This window comes from Herbivorax alkaliphila (genome assembly GCF_030848475.1).
Classification (GTDB): domain Bacteria; phylum Bacillota; class Clostridia; order Acetivibrionales; family Acetivibrionaceae; genus Herbivorax.
Window position 1 is genome coordinate 110,895 of sequence record NZ_JAVDDS010000004.1, and the last position, 22,593, is coordinate 133,487.

At 31.8% G+C, this 22,593-nt stretch carries 24 protein-coding genes; 16 read left to right on the forward strand and 8 right to left on the reverse strand.

What is annotated here, in order from left to right:
• Positions 1 to 10: 10 nt before the first annotated feature.
• From xseB to RBH29_RS02550, 6 genes are all read left to right on the forward strand, one after another.
• A complete protein-coding gene (gene xseB, locus RBH29_RS02525; RefSeq protein ID WP_306694899.1) occupies positions 11 to 241 on the forward strand; it encodes an exodeoxyribonuclease VII small subunit in 231 nt (76 codons plus the stop codon).
• Positions 242 to 314: 73 nt separating this feature from the next.
• Positions 315 to 755 (forward strand): divergent PAP2 family protein, encoded by a 441-nt coding sequence (locus RBH29_RS02530; protein ID WP_306694900.1) that lies wholly within the window; start codon positions 315 to 317, stop codon positions 753 to 755.
• Positions 756 to 1,761: 1,006 nt separating this feature from the next.
• Positions 1,762 to 2,373, forward strand: a complete 612-nt coding sequence (locus RBH29_RS02535) for an Mg2+ and Co2+ transporter CorB (protein ID WP_306694901.1) — start codon at positions 1,762 to 1,764, stop codon at positions 2,371 to 2,373.
• Between the two features lie 76 nt (positions 2,374 to 2,449).
• Positions 2,450 to 4,354 carry a 1-deoxy-D-xylulose-5-phosphate synthase gene (dxs, locus tag RBH29_RS02540; protein WP_306694902.1) on the forward strand — a complete coding sequence of 635 codons (1,905 nt, stop codon included), beginning with the start codon at positions 2,450 to 2,452 and terminating at the stop codon, positions 4,352 to 4,354.
• Positions 4,351 to 5,136, forward strand: a complete 786-nt coding sequence (locus tag RBH29_RS02545; protein WP_306694903.1) for a TlyA family RNA methyltransferase — start codon at positions 4,351 to 4,353, stop codon at positions 5,134 to 5,136. The genes dxs and RBH29_RS02545 overlap by 4 nt, the downstream gene beginning before the upstream one ends.
• A 253-nt stretch (positions 5,137 to 5,389) precedes the next feature.
• Entirely contained in the window at positions 5,390 to 6,601 is a 1,212-nt protein-coding gene (locus RBH29_RS02550; RefSeq protein WP_306694904.1) for a leucine-rich repeat domain-containing protein, read from the forward strand.
• Between the two features lie 88 nt (positions 6,602 to 6,689).
• Here RBH29_RS02550 and bioA read toward each other — a convergent pair whose 3' ends face one another.
• The 6 genes from bioA to bioF are packed head-to-tail and all read right to left on the reverse strand — an operon-like array spanning position 6,690 to position 12,588.
• Entirely contained in the window at positions 6,690 to 8,033 is a 1,344-nt protein-coding gene (bioA, locus tag RBH29_RS02555; protein ID WP_306694934.1) for an adenosylmethionine--8-amino-7-oxononanoate transaminase, read from the reverse strand.
• Between the two features lie 58 nt (positions 8,034 to 8,091).
• The gene (gene bioD, locus RBH29_RS02560) at positions 8,092 to 8,802 is read right to left on the reverse strand and encodes a dethiobiotin synthase (protein WP_306694905.1); all 711 of its coding nucleotides are present in this window, start codon (positions 8,800 to 8,802) and stop codon (positions 8,092 to 8,094) included.
• Positions 8,803 to 8,856: 54 nt separating this feature from the next.
• Positions 8,857 to 9,828 (reverse strand): biotin synthase BioB, encoded by a 972-nt coding sequence (bioB, locus tag RBH29_RS02565; protein WP_306694906.1) that lies wholly within the window; start codon positions 9,826 to 9,828, stop codon positions 8,857 to 8,859.
• Between the two features lie 54 nt (positions 9,829 to 9,882).
• Complete coding sequence (gene bioC / locus RBH29_RS02570; RefSeq protein WP_306694908.1) at positions 9,883 to 10,686, reverse strand: malonyl-ACP O-methyltransferase BioC; 804 nt, start codon at positions 10,684 to 10,686, stop codon at positions 9,883 to 9,885.
• Positions 10,683 to 11,420 (reverse strand): alpha/beta fold hydrolase, encoded by a 738-nt coding sequence (locus RBH29_RS02575; RefSeq protein ID WP_306694909.1) that lies wholly within the window; start codon positions 11,418 to 11,420, stop codon positions 10,683 to 10,685. Before RBH29_RS02575 ends, bioC begins: the two co-directional genes overlap by 4 nt.
• A 1-nt stretch (position 11,421) precedes the next feature.
• Positions 11,422 to 12,588 carry an 8-amino-7-oxononanoate synthase gene (gene bioF, locus RBH29_RS02580; protein ID WP_306694910.1) on the reverse strand — a complete coding sequence of 389 codons (1,167 nt, stop codon included), beginning with the start codon at positions 12,586 to 12,588 and terminating at the stop codon, positions 11,422 to 11,424.
• 215 nt (positions 12,589 to 12,803) lie between these two features.
• On the opposite strand from bioF, the gene RBH29_RS02585 reads away from it, so the two are divergent.
• From RBH29_RS02585 to RBH29_RS02595, 3 genes are all read left to right on the forward strand, one after another.
• Positions 12,804 to 13,034 (forward strand): acyl carrier protein, encoded by a 231-nt coding sequence (locus RBH29_RS02585; RefSeq protein WP_306694911.1) that lies wholly within the window; start codon positions 12,804 to 12,806, stop codon positions 13,032 to 13,034.
• A complete protein-coding gene (gene fabF / locus RBH29_RS02590; protein WP_306694912.1) occupies positions 13,031 to 14,272 on the forward strand; it encodes a beta-ketoacyl-ACP synthase II in 1,242 nt (413 codons plus the stop codon). The genes RBH29_RS02585 and fabF overlap by 4 nt, the downstream gene beginning before the upstream one ends.
• 65 nt (positions 14,273 to 14,337) lie before the next feature.
• A complete protein-coding gene (locus RBH29_RS02595; RefSeq protein WP_306694913.1) occupies positions 14,338 to 15,327 on the forward strand; it encodes a polyprenyl synthetase family protein in 990 nt (329 codons plus the stop codon).
• A 10-nt stretch (positions 15,328 to 15,337) separates the two neighbouring features.
• Here the strand turns inward: RBH29_RS02595 and RBH29_RS02600 are convergent, their stop codons facing one another.
• Complete coding sequence (locus RBH29_RS02600; RefSeq protein ID WP_306694914.1) at positions 15,338 to 16,345, reverse strand: tetraprenyl-beta-curcumene synthase family protein; 1,008 nt, start codon at positions 16,343 to 16,345, stop codon at positions 15,338 to 15,340.
• Between the two features lie 330 nt (positions 16,346 to 16,675).
• Between RBH29_RS02600 and RBH29_RS02605 the strand changes: the two genes are divergently transcribed.
• On the forward strand, positions 16,676 to 17,491 hold the full coding sequence (locus RBH29_RS02605) for a M15 family metallopeptidase (RefSeq protein ID WP_373463285.1): 816 nt from the start codon (positions 16,676 to 16,678) through the stop codon (positions 17,489 to 17,491).
• 3 nt (positions 17,492 to 17,494) lie between these two features.
• Here the strand turns inward: RBH29_RS02605 and RBH29_RS02610 are convergent, their stop codons facing one another.
• Positions 17,495 to 17,788 carry a hypothetical protein gene (locus RBH29_RS02610; RefSeq protein ID WP_306694918.1) on the reverse strand — a complete coding sequence of 98 codons (294 nt, stop codon included), beginning with the start codon at positions 17,786 to 17,788 and terminating at the stop codon, positions 17,495 to 17,497.
• A 238-nt stretch (positions 17,789 to 18,026) separates the two neighbouring features.
• On the opposite strand from RBH29_RS02610, the gene RBH29_RS02615 reads away from it, so the two are divergent.
• From RBH29_RS02615 to RBH29_RS02640, 6 genes are all read left to right on the forward strand, one after another.
• Positions 18,027 to 18,824 (forward strand): EFR1 family ferrodoxin, encoded by a 798-nt coding sequence (locus tag RBH29_RS02615; protein WP_306694920.1) that lies wholly within the window; start codon positions 18,027 to 18,029, stop codon positions 18,822 to 18,824.
• A gap of 57 nt (positions 18,825 to 18,881) precedes the next feature.
• Positions 18,882 to 19,196 carry a hypothetical protein gene (locus tag RBH29_RS02620; RefSeq protein WP_306694921.1) on the forward strand — a complete coding sequence of 105 codons (315 nt, stop codon included), beginning with the start codon at positions 18,882 to 18,884 and terminating at the stop codon, positions 19,194 to 19,196.
• 314 nt (positions 19,197 to 19,510) lie between these two features.
• The gene (locus tag RBH29_RS02625) at positions 19,511 to 20,170 is read left to right on the forward strand and encodes an HAD family hydrolase (RefSeq protein WP_306694922.1); all 660 of its coding nucleotides are present in this window, start codon (positions 19,511 to 19,513) and stop codon (positions 20,168 to 20,170) included.
• Between the two features lie 75 nt (positions 20,171 to 20,245).
• The gene (locus RBH29_RS02630; protein WP_306694924.1) at positions 20,246 to 20,560 is read left to right on the forward strand and encodes a hypothetical protein; all 315 of its coding nucleotides are present in this window, start codon (positions 20,246 to 20,248) and stop codon (positions 20,558 to 20,560) included.
• 169 nt (positions 20,561 to 20,729) lie between these two features.
• Complete coding sequence (locus RBH29_RS02635; RefSeq protein WP_306694925.1) at positions 20,730 to 21,488, forward strand: nucleoside phosphorylase; 759 nt, start codon at positions 20,730 to 20,732, stop codon at positions 21,486 to 21,488.
• 137 nt (positions 21,489 to 21,625) lie between these two features.
• Positions 21,626 to 22,593: DUF4830 domain-containing protein (locus tag RBH29_RS02640; RefSeq protein ID WP_306694927.1), on the forward strand; the 968-nt coding region annotated here is incomplete at its 3' end.

Consider the following 22,593-nt stretch of genomic DNA (forward strand, 5'->3'; position numbering starts at 1 on the left):
GGTAAGAAAAATGTCTAAAGAAAAAAAGACTTTTGAAGAGTCTATGAATGAATTAGAAAAAATTGTTGAAGATCTTGAAAAAGGTGAAATGCCTTTAGAAAACTCAATAGAGGCATTTCAAAAGGGAATGGGACTTTCAAGAAATCTTAGCAAAATGTTGGATGAAATGGAGAAAAAGATAACAATATTGATAGAGGATGAAAAGGGTTCTATTAAAGAAGAGGACTTTAACAAACAGTAACCACGGGTATATTTTAACATTATAAGAAATTGCAGACAAGTTATGTTAAAAAGTACTTATTGGAGGAATGTGAGTGAATTTGCTTAGTGAAATATTATCTAATAGAACAATAACAGTGCCTGTATTTTCATGGTTTTTAGCTCAATTAATTAAAGTATTTAATGTTGTTATTATTGAAAGAAAGCTGGATTTTACTAGGTTTGTTGGTTCTGGAGGAATGCCTAGTTCCCACTCTTCTTTTATTGTTTGTCTTGCAACTGTTGTAGGAAAGAGCCAGGGGTTTGATTCTGTTGAGTTTGGAATTACATTGGCATTTGCGTTTATAGTTATGTATGATGCAGCCGGGGTAAGAAGAGCAGCAGGAAAACAGGCAAAGGTTTTAAACCGATTGATTTTTTCAAGTAATAATAAAGAGAGTATAGATGAAAAACTAAAAGAACTTATAGGACACACTCCTTTTGAAGTATTTATGGGAGCAATCCTTGGAATTATGATTGGTTTTTGGTTTGGATAAAGTCTATTCATAGTAAAAATTAGATTTCCTAAATTTGAGATTACAGGTGCATTTATAAGATAACAAGTTTGTTGTGAGATTTATCTAGGGTAAAATTATAAAAGAGATATTTACATGATTTAGACTGTGAAACCTTAGTTTCTGGAATGTTTTTTTGCACCTTTAATATATACACTTGGAATTAAAGAAAGGAATTAAAAGGCTAGTTGCACAAAGTACATAAATATGATATAATTTTTTATCACAATAAGCGAGAAATGCAGTATAAAAAGCTGATTTATTGTTATAAAAGGTTATTAAAACTAAATAAGAAATAAGCCAATAATAAAAATGTAAATTTATTAGTTGGTTTTTAAAAAGCTAATGAAAACAGGATGGAGCAGTATTCTAGTCAGTACTGCCGATTCTGAAGACGGGGCTAAAAATCCGTCAAGGGCACATCGATGAAGTTCCTGGTGTCGGCTTGTTACGCCCAGTAGTGGGCTGGTGCTGGGAGTTAAGGTTTAGGGGCGATCCGCAATGGCATGTGGGCGTTGACCCCTCTACCGTGGAGACCCTAACTTGTGGAACATACTTAAAGTATGCCATGTTGACTACGAGTAGGGAATAAACCTGTTATGCGGTACAGTAAGTGCTGTGTACAGTGTAGCCTGCCTTGAGTGGTGTTGGCGGATAATGGTCAGGTATGGATGTATTGGCCAATACAATCTGTACTAATGCAGTTTGAAACCAACATTGCAAAAGAGGCTAGGAATCGGTTAGACTGTTGGGGAAATCCCCTAGACTGTTCTGCTTAGAAATGTGTTGAGGATTGAAGTGTGGACTAAGTGGCAATCAGGCATCATATTTGGTAACAATATGGGTGGAATCTTAAAGGGAAACCGCTGATTTGGTGACATTTCAGTGATTCCAGTGGAAATCAGGCCTGACCTAAGCCGCAAAATTTACTCAACACATTTCCATCCTGTGTTAATACATAAAATTACTTTTGGAGGAAAACATTTAAGTGGATGAGCATATTAAACATCCTAACAATGGTAAAAAGGTTAAGTTTAAATCAAATTCTGTTGGTTCCAAAAAAGAAAATACCAGATGGGTTATAGTTATTACTATAGTGGGGTTTATTTTGTCTTCAGGACTTTCATTTGCTTCTTCTATTTTGTTAGAGAATGTTGACTTAATTTTTTCTTTTTTGATAGTATTGATTATAGTAGTAGTAGGAATAATTTTTGATACCATAGGTATTGCAGTGACAGCAGCAGATGAGGCACCCTTTCATTCTATGGCATCTAGAAAGTTTTACGGTGCTAGGCAGGCAATAAAACTTGTAAGAAATGCAAATAAAGTTTCTAGTATATGTAACGATGTTGTAGGAGATATTTGTGGAGTTATAAGTGGAGCTGCCATAGGTTTTATTATTATAGCTATATCTCAATCAGCAAATTTACCAACATCAACCATTGTGAGTTTGAGTTTGACAGGTGTTGTAGCAGCACTTACAATAGGAGGTAAGGCAATAGGAAAAACTATTGCTTTAAAACACAGCAATTATATTGTTTATAAAGTAAGTATAGTGTTGAGTTTTATAACAAAAAGACATTTAAAAACCAAAATTTAATATAAGCAGGAATTTATTTCACCTTGTATTGAGTTTTGAAAATATTAAAAAAGCTTGAAAGTGAGATGAAAAGTAGTTGCAGAATATATTAGACAATATAAATTTTCCTGAGGACGTTAAGGAACTTAGTGATGAACAACTTAAAGAGTTGGCCTTTTCAATAAGGTCATTTCTCATTGAAAAAATATCAAGAACAGGTGGACACCTAGCATCAAATCTTGGTGTTGTGGAGCTTACCATGGCTCTTCACAGAGTTTTTAATACTCCTTTTGATAAAATAGTATGGGATGTAGGTCATCAATGCTATGTTCATAAAATTTTCACAGGCAGAAAAAATATGTTTGACAATATGCGTAAATTAGACGGGCTGTCAGGTTTTCCTAAGGTTAATGAAAGTTCCCACGATTCTTTTAATACCGGTCACAGTAGTACATCAATTTCAGCTGCGTTAGGTATTGCAAAAGCTAGAGATATAAAAAAAGAAAAGTATTCGGTTATATCAGTAATAGGTGATGGTGCATTAACTGGGGGTATGGCTTTTGAGGCTCTTAATGATGCAGGAAGGTCTCTAAACAATCTTATTGTCATATTAAATGATAATGAAATGTCTATATCCAAAAATGTAGGAGGACTTTCTAGTTATTTAAATAAAATAAGAACAGAGCCATTTTACTATAAAGTAAAAGAGGATATAGATATAATATTAAAGAAAATTCCAGCTATAGGTAAAAGTGCAATAAGAGCTATTGATAAAGTCAAAGGTTCTATAAAATACATGATAATGCCCGGGGTTATATTTGAAGAACTTGGGTTTAAGTACATAGGTCCAATTGATGGACATGACATGACAGAATTAGAAGATGTACTAAATAGGGCAAAAAGTATTAAAGGTCCGGTTTTTGTGCATGTTTGTACTCAAAAAGGAAGAGGATATAGTCATGCAGAAGAAAATCCAGATGTGTTTCATGGAATTGCACCTTTTGAAATAGAATCAGGCGAAGTTATTTCAAGTAAAAGTTCAAGTTACTCAAATGTTTTTGGAAAGGAATTGGATGAAATTGCCCAAAAAAATGAGAAAGTTGTTGCAATTACTGCTGCAATGCCTCATGGTACAGGTTTAGGCACATTTTCTGAAAAATATCCTGATAGATTTTTTGATGTTGGAATTGCTGAACAGCATGCGGTTACTTTTTCGGCAGGGCTTGCTCGCAATGATTTAGTGCCTGTGTTTGCCGTATACTCTTCTTTTTTACAGCGTGCGTATGATCAAGTACTTCATGATGTAGCACTACAAAAATTACATGTGGTTTTTGCAATAGATAGAGCAGGCATAGTAGGAGAAGACGGGGAAACACATCAAGGAATATACGATATATCCTTTTTAAGTCATATTCCAAACATGACCATCATGGCACCTTGTGATTATAGTGAGTTTAAAAAGATGCTCAACTATGCTGTGGAAGAGTTTGACGGACCTATAGCAATAAGATACCCAAGAGGAAACGGGCAGGAAAAATTATTTGATGCACCTGATATTAATTTAGGACAATCTCTTCTTTTAAGAGAAGGCGAAGATATATCTATTATAGCTGTTGGGAATAAAGTGGAAACAGCTCTTGAAGTTGCAGATTTATTGGAGCAAATAGACTTATCAGCTGATGTTATTTATTCACGCTTTATAAAACCTATTAATCCAAAGAATATAATTAATTCTGCAATTAAGACAAGAAGAGTTATAACAATTGAAGACAATGCCATTGAAGGTGGTTTTGGAAGTAAAATTCTTGAGTTGATAAATCAAAGAGGTATAAATGTTAAGACAAAGATTTTTGGTTACCCTGATGAGTTTATTTATCATGGTTCTAAAAATGAATTACAAGAAATATTCAGATTGGATACCAAGTCAATTTTTAGTGATATACTAAAAATGTTTAATAAGAGCAGAGGTGTAAAAGGTGAAGCTGGAGGGAATTTAATTTGAAAAAGGAGAGGCTGGATGTACTTCTTGTCCAAGAAGGGTACTTTGACAGCAGAGAAAAAGCTAAAGGCTCAATAATGGCAGGTGTAGTTTTTGTAAATGAAAATAAGGAAGATAAGCCTGGAACAAAGGTTGATATAGATTCTAAAATATTTATAAAAGAAAACATTCATCCATATGTAAGCAGGGGTGGACTAAAGCTTGAAAAGGCAGTAAGGGTTTTTGATATTGATTTAGATGGAAAGACTACAATTGATATAGGAGCATCTACAGGCGGTTTTACTGATTGTATGCTTAAAAAGGGTGTTTCTAAAGTTTTTGCCATTGATGTAGGCTACGGACAGCTTGCTTGGCAGCTTAGAAATGATAATCGGGTAGTGTGTATGGAAAGGACAAATATAAGATATGTAACTAATGAGAAAATTGGAACATTAGCGGATTTTGCATCAATAGACGTATCATTTATTTCTTTGAAAAAAGTAATTCCTGTGGCAATGAATCTTTTAAAAGCAGATGGTGAAATTTTATGTCTTATAAAGCCTCAATTTGAAGCTGGAAAAGACAAAGTAGGCAAAAATGGGGTAGTAAGAGATAAAGAGGCACACATAGAGGTTATAGAGGACATTTTAAACTTTGCATTAGAGTGTGATCTTAAGATAAAAGGTGTTGATTATTCACCTATAAAGGGGCCTGAGGGTAATATTGAGTTTTTGGCATACCTTTCTAAAGTGGAAGGTGATGTTTCTTTTGATTTCAAAAGCGTTGTAGATGAATCACATAAATAACATAGGTCTGACTTTTGTGGGTGCATGTTATCCACCTTTAATATATACACCCAACTTTTGTCTGTATATTGTGAAAAAAGATTATTTATGATATAATTGACTTGTAAGAATAACTTTAGCAGGCAATGGCAATTCTGACAAAAGTCAGAGGTGCTATTTTTCTTTTTTTTGTTTTACTAGAAAAATATGTATTTAAGCAATTATTAGTGTTTGAAGGGGATATTAAGAATTAATTTTAGGAGGTTGATTTATTATGACAAAGCAGCAAGAAAGCAATTCAGATCTTTTAAGTAGATACAACTCAGAAGAAGAACCACCAAAAAAGAAAAAAGTTTTAAAGACTGTTTTATTTATTCTTTTAGTTATTGTACTTATGGGAGGTTCAGTTTTTGGAACGGCTTTCTATTACGAAAACTACATTATGACAGACACTTCAGCAACAACGATTGTAGAATCTGACTCTGAATCTGTAGATTATCCTGAATTTATTGCACTTCAAGTAAAGGATGGGAAAATCAGTATTAGCGAAGTTGAAAATACTTTTAATGAAAATGAAACAGCTATTATAAGAAAGAAAGCAGGATTGATTGACTTTTCTGATGGAAATTTAGAAACAAAAATTAGAAATCGGATTGACAAACCAACTGGAGTTATATTTGATTCTGATGTATCAAATATAAGGTCTTTGGATTTAAGCCATTCTTCCATTCAAAATCTTAATGGATTAGAATTTTTGACTAACCTAAGAGACTTAAATTTAGACGACAATTATATAAGCGATTTAAGTCCTATTCAAAGCCTAAATAATTTAAGTAATATAAGTTTATCTCGAAATCAAATTACAAATGTAAGTGCATTAGGACATATGAGTAATTTAGAAGAATTAAATTTAAGTTATAACTTTATAAGTGATATACATTCACTTAGTAGTTTAACTTCTTTAAACAGCTTAGATCTTAAGGGAAATAGAATTGTAGATGTTTCACCTTTGAGTGATTTAAGTTCTTTACACACATTAATACTTGCAGAAAATGATGTTGTTGAGATTGGTTCATTAACTACCTTGTCCAATTTAAAGGTACTTGATATTAACAGTAATCAAATAACAAGCATTCATGGATTAGAGAACTTATCAGGTATTACTGAATTGATATTGTATAATAATAAAATTGAAGATATCAGCCCGCTTAGTGGACTTACAAGCTTAACTAAACTGGATTTATACAACAATTTAATTTCAGATATAAGTGTATTAGATAACTTATCTTCACTAGAGGAGTTAAGTATTGATCGTAATCCTATAAGTGATGTTCAAAGGTTAGAAGAATATAGAAGCATCACAAACATTGAAGAAGAAATTTATATTCCTGAGGAGGAAGAAGAAGAGTTTATTCCTCAAGAAGAGTTTAATGATGAAGAAGAATATGAAATTGATGCTGAAGAAGAAGTTGATGATGAAGAGTAAAAAAAGAGGGGTATATAGTCCCCCTTTTTTGTTTAAGACCTATTAAAAAACAGGCCTTTAAAAAAGCCTGTTTTTTTTTAATGCCTAATTATTTAAAATACTCATTTATCGAGTCTTTTGCAGTCTTTACCATAAAGTCCATATCTTCATTTTCCACTATATAAGGGGGCATGAAATATATGATATCTCCTAATGGCCTTAAAAGTACACCTTTTTCTAGAGCCTTTTTATATATGTTGTACCCAGCTCTTTTCTTTCCATCAAAAGGTTCTTTGGTTTTTTTGTCTTTTACAAGCTCAATTGCACCTATCATACCTATTTGTCTGTATTCACCAACTTGAGGTATATCAAGCAGTTCTCTTTTTGCCAACTCCATAAGGTAGGTCTGTTTTTTTCTGTTTTTCTCTAATATTTTTTCATCTTCAAATATGTTTAAAGTTTCAATTGCAACTGCACAACCTAAAGGATTTCCGCTATAGCTGTGACTGTGTACAAAGGCCTTCATTGTTGAATAATCATCATAAAAGGCATTGTATATCTTGTCTGTCATAACAGCAAGGGAGAGGGGTAAATATCCTGCAGTAAGTCCTTTTGACATACACATTATGTCCGGGGAAATGTCTGCGTGCTCGCATGCAAACATTTTGCCAGTTCGTCCAAATCCAACGGCAATTTCATCTGCAATAAGGTTAATGTCGTATTTGTCACAGAGTTTGCGAAGTTTTTTAAGATACACTGGAGAGTAAATTTTTATTCCGCCTGCACCCTGAACTAAAGGCTCTACAATTACAGCACTTATTTCTTCATGTCTTTTTAAAATATCCTCTTCAATCATAGAAAAACACTCTGCGCTGCAGGTATCTCTGTGTTTATTATATTTACAGCGATAACAGTCAGGGCCTGTAGAACGTATAACATCAACTAATAGCGGCTTGTATATTCTGTTGTATAAATCAACTCCGCCAACTGAAAGAGCACCTAGAGTCTCTCCGTGATAGGCATTGGTAAGAGCTACAAAACGCGTTTTTTTAGTTTTGCCAACTTGTTGATGGTATTGAAAACTTAATTTTAAGGCAATTTCAACAGCGGATGAACCATTATCTCCAAAGAATATTTTGTTAAGACCCTCTGGAAGCAGATTGACTATTCTTTCTGACATCTCAATAGCTGCTTCATGGCTAAAATTAGCAAAAATTACATGTTCTAATTTGTTTGCCTGCCTGTATAAAGCTTCATTAATACGTTTGTTTGAATGACCAAAAAGGTTTACCCACCAAGATGATACAGCATCTAAATATTTTTTGCCGTCTATGTCCTCTAAATACGCACCATAACCCTTTTTTATTACGATTGGAGGAAAGTCCTCATAATCTTTCATCTGAGAGCAGGGATGCCATATGTGTTTTAAATCTTTTTCCTGAAGTGACTTCATAGTGTTCATTTTAAAAAAACCTCCTCATTTTTAAGACAGGGGGGACGGTTCTCTTGTCTCAAAATAATGAGACAAGAGAACCGTCCCCCTGTCTTAGTTTTATGTGTTTTTCATAGCAAGCCTTAATGTCTGAAATTTTATCAGTCTTAATAAAAGGCATTACTGAAACTACAGGAATACCTGTTATTTTAGTAATTATATCTATATTGTCCTTTTCGCAAAGTTTTCCCTTATATTCGTTTATAATGATTCCATTTATTTTAATTCCCTTGAGTTTAGCAAATTCACAGGTAAGGGCAGTGTGGTTTATTGTTCCTACTCCTGCTCTTGCTACCAGCAAAACAGGAATATTCAAATCTTTTATTAAATCATACATATAATATTTATTTCTTATTATGGGAACAACTAAGCCTCCAGCTCCTTCAACCAATGTATAATCATACTTTTGATTTAAGTAATTAAAATCAGCTATTATCTTTTCTCTGTCAATTTGAATGTCTTCCAATTCAGATGCCAAGTGAGGTGAAACCTCTTCTTTTAGGCAGTAAGAGTTCATTTTTTCATATGGCTCATCAATATCGGTTATTTTTTTTATAAAGTCTATATCTCCCGGGATAAGAGAGTGGTTAGATTCTATTCCGCCAGATTGCACCGGCTTAAAGCTGCAACATTTATAGCCAGCTTTATTTAAAGAATAATTTAACCCTGCAGTAATAAAAGTTTTTCCTACATCTGTATCAGTACCTGCAATAAATATTGCCTTTCCCATTTTAGTGCTCCTTTCAACCCCAAGTATTTAATGATTATTTTTGCAAACTCCTTCTCACAGGCTAAATCCAGCCTCAATTATCATATCTTTATCTTGGTCAACATTACTTCCTGTCGTCGTGAGGTAATTACCAGTCAAAGCTGCATTTATACCTGCCTTAAAACCTAAGGCCTGCTTGTCTTTTAAAGCCATTCTACCACCTGCATACCTAATGTATGAGTCTGGCAAAATAAACCTGTAAACAGCCATGGTTTTTAAAATTTCCATAGGCGACAATACTTTTAAATCTTCAAAGGGAGTTCCCTTAATTGGATTTAAAACATTTACAGGTATTGATTTAATATTAAGGCTTTTTATTTCAAATGCCATCCTTATTCTGTCCTCTAAACTTTCATTCATTCCAATTATGCCTCCGCAGCAGACTTCCATTCCTGCTTTTTTGACATTTTCTATTGTTTTTATCCTGTCCTCATAGGTATGACTTGTGCAAATATTTTTGTAGTGGCTGCTACTTGTCTCTATATTGTGGTGATACATACTAACACCAGCATCTTTAAGCTTTTTTGCCTGCTGATAAGTTATAATGCCATGAGAAGCACAGAGTTTTAAATTAGTGTCCTCTGAAAGCCTTTGGTATATTTTAGAAAGTTTTTCAATGTCTTTATCTCTATCAATTCCTTTTCCGCTGGTAACAAGAGAGAATCTGTGTGCACCATTTTTTTGAACTTCTAAAGCCTTTTCTAAAATCTCTTCATAATCTAAAAGATCATACTCTAAAACTTCTGTGTTATAGTGGGTAGATTGGGCACAGTATTTGCAGTTTTCAGAGCATTTTCCTGACCTAGCATTTAGTATTGTGCAAAGATTAGCCTTTTTACCAGCTAATTTTTGGCGTATCTCATTAGAAGATTCAAATAGAATATTTGTATCTTCTTCATCTACTTTCAGAAGCGTTACAGCCTCATCAAAAGTAATACTTTCACCATTTAGAATTTTTTGTTTTAAGTTTAAAATAAATTCTTTCATATTAAATTACCTCCAAATACATGTTTACTCTGGCATATATAAGTACTCCTAGTTTCAGCATTTTGTAATAAAACCAAATAAATTGTGGTAAGTTGCCACTACTCTGTCATTTTTTCTAAAATCCCTGTCATATATATCAATTACCCTGTCAATAAAGTCAGGCTGAATTATATTGGGCTTTTTTTGACTGTTATTTGCACCTATCTTTTTAATTGAATAGAGAAAATCTCTACAACAGTCAAAATACTCATATTCATAAACTTCTTTTAAAGAAAAAGTGTAGTTATCGTCTAATATACTACTGCATATTTTTTTGTAATCGTCAATTGATAAAAAGGACTGACCTGGATAGATCGGATCTTTTATATCAAAAAGTAAATTTACCTCTTTGTAACATTTTTTAAGTTCAGTAAAGGTGTTTTCACCAAAGGTAGAAAAGCACATAAAGCCTTCAGGGGATAGAAGACCTGTAAGTTTTTTCAAAGTGTCTTTTAATCTGTTAAACCACTGAAATGCAGCATTTGAAACAATAAGGTCAAAACTTTCAGATAAATGTATTTCTTCAATGTCGCTACAAATAAAATTTACTCTATAATTTGAAATTGTAGATTTAGCATGGTCTATCATGCCCGGAGCAATATCAACTGCAGTTATATCAGAGTTTTTAAAATGTCTAGAAAGAGCTCTTGTAACATATCCTGTTCCACATCCTATTTCAAGTATATTTTTGTATTCTATTTTTGTAGACTTTATTTTTTCAACTAAAATATCGCCCATTTTTTTCTGTACACCTGCATATCTATCATATTGCTTTGCATTTCTGCCAAATCTTCTTTTTAATTTTTCCTTATCAATCATAAACTTTCTACCTCAATATGTTTTTCTATTATTTCATAACACGTATCAGGGTCAGTATAAAAGGGTATATGTCCACAACCTTGTAATTTTACTAAATTTGAGTTTTTAAACTTTTTATTTATATATTCACCTGATTCATATGGGCAAATAACGTCCTCACAGCCATGTATAAGCAATGGAGAAATATCAGGTGATATATTTCTTAAATCCATAACTTTAAGGTACTCAAGGCCGTTTAACAAGGAATTTACACTGTAATCAGCTTTAGTACATTGGACTTCACTAATAAACCTTTTATAATGTCCAGCACTTTTTTCACTTTTGGAAAAAAGATTTTTATAAAATTTATTTAAAATTTTATCTTTGTCTATCTTTAACATATAAATCATTTTATCTATAGTTTCTTTTGTCCATAGAGTGCTGTAAAGTTTTTTTTCATCCTTTACAAATCTCAAAGTCCCACTTATTAAAATCAGATTTTCAATTTTTTCAGGGAAGTGGGCTGCTATATCCATTGCAGTTATAGAACCTAAAGACCATCCCATAAGAGAAAACTTTTCTAGTTTTTTTTCACTCAAAAGAGAAAAAACCTTTTTCTTAAAACCATCAACTGAAAAAACATTCTCCCAGTCTACAAAAATAATCTCAAAATGCTTATTTAAAAGGCTAAGTAAGGTTTTCCAGGGAAATTTACCTACTGACCATCCTGTCAATACAACCATACGTCTTTTCATCTTATATCAATCCCAGTTTCCTTCCGTTATTTTTAAGGCTTTCTATAACATATTTTAAGTCACTTTTTGTATGAGCTGCTGTAATTGATATTCTAAGCCTGCTGCTACCTTTAGGTACTGTTGGAGGCCTTATTGCCGGAATATATATTCCATCTTTTAAAAGATATTGAGAAAGATTCAGTGTCTTTTTTGCATCTCCTATAATTACCGGTATTATTGGAGTAATTGTGTTTGTAACTTTAAATCCTGAGGATTTAAGCTCATCTCTAAGCCAGCTTGAAAGTTTTAAAAGCGTTTGTCGTCTTTCAGGCTCATTTTTTATAATATCTAGTGCCTTAATAGATGCTGCTAACGATGAAGGTGGCAGTGCTGTTGAAAAAATAAAGCTTCTAGAGAGGTTTTTAAAATACTCAATAAAGTATTTCTTTGAAGCTGCATAGCCTCCTAGTGAGCCTACAGCCTTACTTAGTGTTCCCATGTGAATGTCAACTTCATCGTTAATACCAAAATAAGAAGCAGTACCAGAGCCATCTTTACCTAGAACCCCAAAACCATGAGCATCGTCAACCATTGTGATTATGTTGTGTTTTTTTGAAATCTCTACAATTTTATCTAAAGGGGCAGCATTTCCATCCATGCTAAAAACTCCGTCTGTGACAATTAAATTATATTTTCCCTTAAAGTTTTTTATTTTATAATGCAAATCATCCATGTCACAATGTTTGTATCTCAATAATTTGGCTCCACTTAAAAGGCAGCCGTCTAAAATGCTTGCATGATTATATTTGTCGCAAAATACTACCCAGTCTTTGTTGCAAAGAGCCTGTATAATTCCTAAATTAGCCATGTAACCTGTGTTAAATACAAGGCTTGCCTGTGTATTTTTAAAATTTTTAATTTTTTCTTCAAGTTCACTGTTTAAAACATATGAACCTGTTGTAAGCCTAGAACCTCCAGAACCTACACCATACTTTTCTATTGATTTTATACAGGCTTTTTTTATTGCATGGTCATCACAAAGTGCTAAATAGTTGTTTGAGCCCAATAAAATTATCTCTTTGCCTTCTATAAAAACCTTTGCCCCTTGTGAGGACTGAAGGTCTCTAAACCGCCCTCTGTACATGTCTTTATTTTTTAAATAAGATAAAAATTCTTTTATATGTTCCAAAACATCCTCCACCTAAATTACAAGTACTACATTAATAAAATATAACAATCAAAAAAGATTGTCAACTAAATTCTTAAAACAGGTTGACAATATAAATTTGTTTAAAGATAATATAGTTTAGATGAGCAGATGATATTAAATTTTAAAATATTGTAAAACTTTAATTTTGAGATTTCTAAATATATATAAGTTAAAGAAGTTGGAGGTTTTTAAAAATGGTATTTGAGGAAGTTAAAAAAATAATGATAGATGTTATGGGATTATCTGAAGAAGAAGTTCAATTAGACAGCCATCTTTATGACGAATTGGATGCAGACTCACTTGATATATCCCAAATAGTTTTGGCACTGGACAATAAATACAAAATAGATATTGAAGAATCAGAAATTTTAAAATTTAAAACTGTAGAGGACATTGTAAAATGTGTGGAAGGACAGATTAAATGAAAAAAAGAGTTGTGGTAACAGGTCTTGGTGCAGTGACTCCTATAGGAAACAATGTAAAAGACTTTTGGAGTAATGCAAAAGAAGGAAGATGTGGAATTGACTGTATTTCTCTATTTGACATAAAAAATTCAAAAGCTAAGCTTTCGGCAGAGGTAAAAGAACTTAATCTAGAAGATCATTTTAAGAAAAAGCAAATTTTAAGAATGGATCGTTTTTGTCAAATTGGGATAATTGCTGCAAGAGAAGCATTTGACAATGCAGGACTTTTAGGCATTGATATTGACAAAAACAGATTAGGTGTTGTAATGGGAAACGGGGTAGGAGGAATTAACACCATAACCCATGAAACCTCTAATTTATATAATGGTGGGATGAACATGGTTTCACCTCTTTTAATTCCTAAATCCCTTTCAAATATTCTTACAGGAAGCATTTCCATGGAATTTGGTGCAAAGGGAATATCAAATGCAGTTATAACAGCATGTGCAGCTGGAACAAATGCAATTGGCGAGGGCTTTAGAAATATACAATATGGTGATGCTGACATAGTTATATGTGGTGGAAGTGAAGCATGTATAAACCCTCTTATGGTAGCAGGTTTCACAAATATGAATGCACTTACTTTAAGTAAAGATAAAAACAGAGCATCCATACCATTTGACAGGGAAAGAAATGGCTTTGTAATAGGTGAGGGGGCAGGAATACTTATATTAGAGGAGTACTCACATGCTATAAAAAGAAATGCAAAAATTTATGCGGAGGTTTCTGGATATGGCTTTACTTCTGATGCATATCATCTTACAGCCCCAGACCCTTCAGGTGAAGGGGCAGCAAGAGCAATGAATTTAGCTCTTTTAAATGCATCTGTAAATCCACGGGATATTTCATACATAAATGCCCACGGAACATCCACAGTTTTAAATGACAAATACGAGACAAGGGCAATAAAAGAGGTTTTTGGCGACTTAGCATATAGTATTCCAATAAGTTCTACAAAATCTATGACTGGACACCTCCTTGGTGCATCAGGTGCTATAGAAGCTTTGGTATGCATTAAATCAATAGAGGATGATTTTATTCACCAGACTGTCGGCTACAGAGAAAAGGATTCAAATTGCGACCTTGACTATGTAGAAAAAAGCGGTCGAAAAAAAAGACTAGATTCTGTCCTGTCAAATTCCTTTGGTTTTGGAGGACACAATGCTTCTATTGTTTTTAAAAGATATAATAAAAAATAAAATGATGGTTAAACTATTTTTATCTTTTGATAAATTCACTATTATTTAAATTAGAGGAGATAAAAATGGAAACTATTAAGCAAAGATATAAAACTGATTATTTAAAAACAAAGTTTAATTCTAAATCTATTCCAGAAATCGATTTAATAGAATTTGAATTATACAACCTGCTTTCAGACAGCAAGGGAAAAATACGTGAAATGTGTATAGAAATTTTAAATGCCGGTGGAAAGAGAATACGGCCTTTGCTGGTTATGTACAGCAGTCTTGTTTTTTCGCCTGTAAACAAAGATATGGTAAAAGGGGCAGCTTCAGCAGAGTTGATTCACATGGCTTCACTTGTCCATGACGATATTATAGACAATTCAGATTTAAGGCACAATAAACCGTCTGTCAAAAGTTCTTGGGGTAATCACTTTGCAGTTTTGTGTGGAGACTATCTTTTTTCAAAAGCCTTTGGAGTTTTATCTAAATTAAACGTTTCAAAGTGTATGGGATTAATGGTAAAATCCATTCAAAATATGTGCCATGGTGAGATTTTACAGGCAAATAACAAAAATAATTTAGATATTGATGTTGACACATATTATGAGATAATTTACAAAAAGACAGCAGTTTTAATTGAGAACTGCTGTAAAATGGGTGCAGCCATATCAGGTGCTGGGAGAGAGTATGAAGAGGCAATGGGCAGATATGGATTGCATATCGGGCTTGCATTTCAAATAATAGACGACATAATGGATATTTACGGTAAGGTAGATAAAATGGGAAAATCACAATTTGAAGACTTAAGGCAAGGTAATATAACGCTTCCATTCATCATTTTATTAAAAAATAAAGATTACAGTGAAGTTGCAAAAGATATGCTTAGAAAAAGAAATGATTTAGAAAAAACAGTTATGATACTAAGGGATTTAAATATTATAAATACCTGCTTTGAAATTGCAGCAGGGCATATAAAAAAAGCACAGAGTTATTTATCATTTCTCCCACAATCAGATTATACTAAAAAGCTTTATAGCCTTTCAGATATACTTATGATAAGGGCAAATTGAAAAAAGAGAATTACAATAATTTAAAAACTCTTAAGGTTTTGCATATTTTGTGATAAAAAATAGTATCACATCCTCCGTGTTTTACAATGTTTATACTGGATTTTTTATTATGTTTTTCAAAAGCCTTTGAATCTGACAGATACATTGCAAGAAGGCCTTTTACCACTGTTTTATGAAATAGAGGATATTTTAATGTATTGCACATTTTTAATGACTCTTTTGTAAAAAATATTATTCTATCTTCACACATTTTTAAGTCTTTGTAGTAAGAGGTGAAGTTTAATTGTTTTTCTTCTAAATCTTCCATATAGTCAATATAATAGTCTAATAAAATGTGAAGTCCGCAAATCCAAGGAAAATATGCCTTGTCTATAGCTAAAAAATCCTCATTCTTAAAAAGTGGATTATGAGATGCTGCATACATGGCGAAAATCCCCAAGGTTGAGCCTGTGGCAGCAGAGAACTCCCATAGACTGATTAGTGGATAATCCTTTAAATATGTTTTAGCCCAGTTTTTTAAGTACATTTCTCTAACATTTGTATCAAGGTGTTTGTAAGTCTGTAAATTAGAATACCAGTCTACATATTTTTTTATAAATGGCAATGCCTCTTTATATGAATAAAGCTTGGACAGGGAAGACTTACATTCAGTGACAAGATAATGAAGATAATTGTTATCTTGTTTGAAAGGATAGTACTTATAGTAATCGCTTAAAAATGATGATATCTCTATAGCGTCGTACATTGATAAGTGAAGGTGGCGAAAAGCACTTTCATCTGATGTTTTGGTTTTATCACAAAGGTTATCAAGATAGTCGCTTATTGTTTGAAAAGCACAAATAAACTTTAGCGTAGAATTAAAATCCACATCTGGATACAGGGCATAGATACTACCGCCTATACAGTGAAAGCTTTTTGTATGTATACTAGAGAGAGCCTGTTTTTTTAGCTCATTATCATTGAATTTACTTAAATGGTTTTTATATCCATCAAGATTTTTTTTAACTTTTGGAAACACCCTATTTACATATTTTAAAATAAGTTTTAAACCGCTATCATACCTAGATTTTATTGAGATAACCTCCTTTTTAAGAAAACTTTTTATTTATTTTTCCCATAGTTTATGCATTTTATCATTAAACTTAAGAATATGAATAAATAGTATCATTATAAAAGAAGGTTTTTATATATGGTTATAAATTTATCTAAATTTAGGACAAAAGTTTTGTTTTGTATAACTAGCATAACTTTAGTATCTCTTTTTATTTCTGCAATATTTAGTTTGAAGGTTATAAAAGAGAGTGATGCAAATATTTTAAGTGCTAGATCCAGTGCATACGAGAGAACAATGAAAAGAGATATTTTAAGCTTAATGATGGCCTATCCTGAACATATAACAGGTGTTAAAAAAAGTGAAAATGGGAAAGTTTATATTGTAATGAAGTCAGGAAATGAGATAATATATGATGATGAAAAGGAGAAAAGCTTTGATGAAAAAATTTATAATGCAGATCTTCAGGATATGTTAGAGGAATTATATCCATTGTGGGATACTGAAGACATAATGGAAAAAAATACAGACCCAGGTCGCATCAGAGTATACAGCTTATTTAAGGAGGTATATGGAGACTCACAGAGTAAAGTGAGTTCAAATCTTGAAAATGTATTTTTAGGTGGAAGTGGTTTTGGATTTAACAGCAATAACAACGCCTCAAAATCTTTACAAAAAGCTTTTGAAGAAATTAGTGCACTGGCTAAGTGTAAGCCTGAGATTTATCAATATGTATTTCCTGTTAACGGGACGTTTAACTATCGTTTTATTGCAGGTACTAATTTACTAAGTCCCCATGCATTTGGAATCGCAGTGGATTTAAAAAGTGACAGCAGAGATTATTGGAAATGGGCAACACCGGAGCAAGGCCAGCAAAGACTTGACAGCTATCCAAGAGATGTTGTTAAAATTTTTGAAGATCACAATTTTATATGGGGAGGGAAATGGTCTCATTTTGACATACTTCATTTTGAGTACAGACCGGAAATAATAATAAAGTCAAAGTATTTTGTAGAACAGCATGAAAAAATAGAGCCTTGGTATTATGGTTTTCCAGAAGGCGATAAAAATGTTTTAAAATACATAAAAATAATTGAAAAAGCATTAAATTAAAAGCTATTTTTTTAATTTAATTGAATAGTACACCCAAAAAGTAACATTTGCCATTGCCCAGATTAAAAATATAACAATCCATAATAAAAGCATCCTAGGCAATTTGCCGGTTAAATTAGCTATTGTAGTGTCATATCCGTATGCTGCTAAATCAAATAAAAAATTAATAACTATTACACCGACAACCACAGCAAGAGATACATAAAAAGGCTTTATAAAAAATAGCATAAATTTGCCTTTTTCCTTCATGTATTGCCAATGTTCTTCTTGAGTCATCAAAATAGGGAGTTTACGCATATTTTTCCTTCCAGTTAAAAATATTATTGTTTATATCTATTTTAACACTAAGTTACTGTGTTTTGTCAATAGGATAAAATTGTTTACATTTATTTTTTATTATAACTTGTTATATTGGCAAAAAAAAATTATACTAAAAGATGAAATATCTTTAAAAAAATTTAGTCAATAGGTATTAAAAAATTGGCTTAAAAATATTAGTATGGTAAGAAATAATATAAAAAAGTGGGGATTTATTATGAGAGGACTAATTTGTTATTGTTCAAATACGGGGAATACAGAGCTTGCATGTAAATATCTTGATAAAAATATAAGCAATGCTCACTTTGATTTTTACAATATTTCAGAAGGCGGCTACATCAATTTAGATGAGTATCAAATTATAGGCTTTGCTACTTTTACACATTGGTGGGGAATGCCGGAAATTTGTGAAAAGTTTTTAAATTCTTTAAATTCACAAAAAAATAAAAATGCATTTATTTTTAATACATATTCATATTTAAGCGGCAATACAAAAAGAGAAATGTATTCTAAATTAAAAGAAAAGGGATTCAAAGTGATTTCTGCCCATTCATTGCGTGTTCCTACAAGTTATCCACCAAAGAGAGCACGAGAAAAGAAAAGTTCTACTTCGCCAACCTTTAAGGAATTTTGGAAGTTTAATTGTTTTATAAATAAACTAAATGAATACATTGAAAAACTTTCAAGGGATGGAAAGGTGGATGAAATTAAAATTAGACCAGACATGCTTGGGGTTGTACTATGCAAATATCCAAGAACAAAGATAAAGGATAATATGGGGAAAAAATTTGTAGATACAAAGCTTTGCATCAGATGTGGTGAGTGTGAAAAGGTATGTCCCTATGATGCTGTTAGTTTTAAGAAAAAGATTACTTTTGATCAATCTAAGTGCAGAAGCTGCTGGGCATGTTTTAACAATTGTCCACAACAGGCAATATATACAGAAAATATTAAGGGGTCTGGACATTATAAAGGACCATGCAAGCAGCTAACCATGAAGTTGAAGTTGAAGTGAACTAAAGGGTGTTCGTTTTTAATAACTTATTGAAATATTGATAAAGGGGAATGAATAATGGATTTTGAAAACCAAAATAAAAATTTAGACTCTAAAAAGTCAAAAGATTCAAATGCTAAACCATTAATTATTATTTTTGCTACAAGCATATTATCGTTTGTAACTGCATTTTTTAGTTCTACTGATATAAATGGCACTGAAGCATATAAAGCTGGATATAATATTGGGACTTTTTTGAATCCATTCGTGTTTGGATTTATTATTATGCTTATTTCTAAAACATTTGTTAAAAAGAAAAAAAACAGACTTTTTGTATTTTCTATAGTATCATTTTTAGTTGCTGCAGCAAATAGTATGTCAGCATTAGCATAGGGAAGGTATTTGAATTTAACAAATTAGCAATCAAGTGCTACGAAAAAGTGGGTTTTAGAGGTTGGCTAAACGTAGAAAGCGTTATATTTTAAATTGAAAGAGGTATGATGAGTTTTATATGGAGATACTTAGAGAAAACTTTAACTTTTCTTACCTAGATGGAGTAATTCCTGAGTTTATTTGACTTAATTAAAAATTACTAAATAAGCAAACCTGCAACTTAAAAGGGTTTTGGCATATGGAGCAAGTTACATTATATAAAATTGCGTGCATTAATTTTTAAGGCAAAGTAATATAAATAGGAGAATTTGTTTATGAAATATAAATACATATTGTTTGACCTAGATGGAACACTTACAGATCCTGCAGAGGGGATAACCAATTCTATTATGTATGCCCTTGAAAAATATGGTATCAACGTAAGTGACAGAAAAGAACTATATAAATTTATTGGACCTCCTTTATTGGAGTCTTTTGAAAAATATTATGGGTTTTCAAAAGAGGAAGCAAAGACAGCAGTTGAATACTATCGTGAGTATTATAGGGACAAGGGTATATTTGAAAATTTAGTTTATCATGGATTTGAAGACTTACTTAAAACATTAAAAGATAATAACAGGATACTTATAGTTGCAACATCTAAACCAGAAGTATTTGCGAGACAAATATTGGAACACTTTGACATTGCTAAATTTTTCACCTATATTGCGGGCAGTAATCTTGATGGAACCAGAGTGAAAAAATGTGAAGTTATCAAGTATGCAGTTGAAAGTTGCAATATTATAGACTTGTCAAAAGCAATAATGATTGGAGACAGAGAGTATGATATTATAGGTGCAAAAGATGTGGGCATTACTTCAATTGGTGTTTTATTTGGATACGGTAGTAGAAATGAACTTGAGAAAGCAGGTGCGGATTTTATTGCCAGCTCAGTTGAATATATTGGAAAGATTTTGTTGGAACAATTTATTTGATAATAAAAGATTAATGATTTCTGTTTTATCACATGCCTAATGATTTCAAAAATGATTTTTGAGGAGGTTGTATTATTGTTAAAAAAAGTTTTTACAATGGATTTTGGTGCAATAACAGTTAAAGAGATATTTAAGCTTATATACGGAATTGGAGTAATTTTTATTATTATTGAAGCAATAATAGGTATTTTTATTGCAAACAATATTATTTCAATGATGTTGAGTTCTTTTACACCATCAAATGTTATAATTGAACCCGGACTAATACTTTCAGCTTTTTTTTCAATTATAGTATCTTTAGTTTTGGTGATTTGCTGGAAACTATTTTGTGAGTTGATATATTTGATCTTTCGTTCATTTGAAATTTATATAAATAAAAATAATACATAATAATTTAGGTGAGAGGCTAACTTAAAATTAAGGAAAAATCGCAAATAGTAACATAATTGAATGTTATACAATTTACTTTAAATTAAAACAAACAACAGCTATCGCATAAACAATTTAGTTCACAAATAAAGATAAAAGGATTAATTAATATTAAATTTTGGAGGTCAATATGATAAATGAAACTTTTGATATTAAGACTGATGCCATAATAAATCCAGAATCTTGTTATGGCTATAGAAATAAAATATGTGATATTTGTATAGTTACATTCTCTAATGTTGTTGTCGATAATATCTTGAATAAATTTAAATGTACTCAAATTGCTACAATTAGTTCTGCTAATGGTAATTTTCCTATTTATAAATTTAAATATAAAGAAAAAGAAATAGCATTTTACATGTCAATGGTAACTTCTACAGGTGCAGGAACATTTATTGAAGAAGCTCGCTGCTTAACAGGTGCAACAAAGTATATTATGTTTGGGTCTTGCGGTACATTAAATAAAGAAATAACAGCAGGAAAACTTATCGTTCCTACAGCGGCATATCGTGACGAGGGTTTTTCATATCATTATGCCCAAGCAAACGACTATATAAAAATTAAAAATGCTGATTTTGTTGCCAAGACCTTTGATGAATTGGGATTACCTTATGTTATGGGAAAAACTTGGACAACAGATGGGATCTATCGCGAGACTAGAGCAAATATGGAGAAAAGAAAAGCAGAAGGATGTATAGCAGTTGAAATGGAATGTGCAGGTGTTCAAGCTGTTTGTGATTTTAGAGGTATAGAATTATATAATTTTTTAATAAGTGGTGATTTGCTTGATGCTCCAGAATGGGATAGAAGGATTCTTGGAAATGAAGAGGAGAAAAATCACCAGATTAAAAGCTTCTTAATTGCATTAGAACTTTCATTAAAAATATGAGTATATTTTGTTTTGGAAATAGTGTGGAAGAAAAATTGTATTAGTAAGCATTTAAGAGTATTATTAAAATTGGTATAATTCAATAAAGGTAAGCGAATTATGTTTGGATTAATTGATAAAAAAATGGGGGAATGCAAATGAAGGGTTTATCAGATTGGATTGTTGCTGTAGCAGCATTATTGATAATGGTACTATCAGTATTTCTTGTGACAAATCCTCTTGAATCAGCAGGAAAAGAAATAGTCGATGAAATAGATGAAAAACATGATGAGAGTGTTATGGGATATATAGAGGACTTAGATGCAAATTCAGAAACAGAGTCAATTGATGAAAAAAAGGATCTATCCACCTGGAGTTTAATTGTGGATAAAGAGTGGAGTAATTTTGATAACTGGGCTGGATCTGGACTTTATTTTTATGAGGAGGATAACATTAGATATTGTACTTTTAAGATATATGGAAGTGGAGTTCCAGTTATATATGATTATACTACTGAAGTAATGATTGAGGAAGAAGGCATTATATCTTTAGAACTGCCTGAGAAATATTTTGACGAAGAAAAGGAAAATAGTGATAAAACTGCTAAAATGAAAGTGGAGTTTGACGATGAAGTTATTAAATTGACAAACAATGGGACGGTTATTTTGTTTGCTTTCAAAGAACAAAAAGAAGATTTAGATGATAAGGCACGTTCGTTTATTAATAAATATAATCTTAATATTGAAGAAAAGTTAGATAGAGAAAAAATAATTCTAGAAGATGGATTGTCATTTGAATTATTCTGTAATGCTTCAAATAAAATTGGTTTAGATTTGAATAAGTACAAAAATGAAGAGGTTGACGTTTATAAGTACAGGTTAAAGGAAGAGTCGTTACAGGAAAGAAGTAGATTAATTGTTGCTAATATACTATTTAATAACCAAGAAGAAATAGTAGGAGCCTTTTTGCATACAGGAAATATGCCAGGAGTTGTTTCATTAGATGAAAAGAGTATAATAAAGCCTGAAAATCTTAATCCAGAAAAGTTAAATTTTGAAGGTGTAAATAAAATTGAAATATTAGGGCCAAGGGAAGAGACACCTATAGATATGTGGAGTAAAAAACA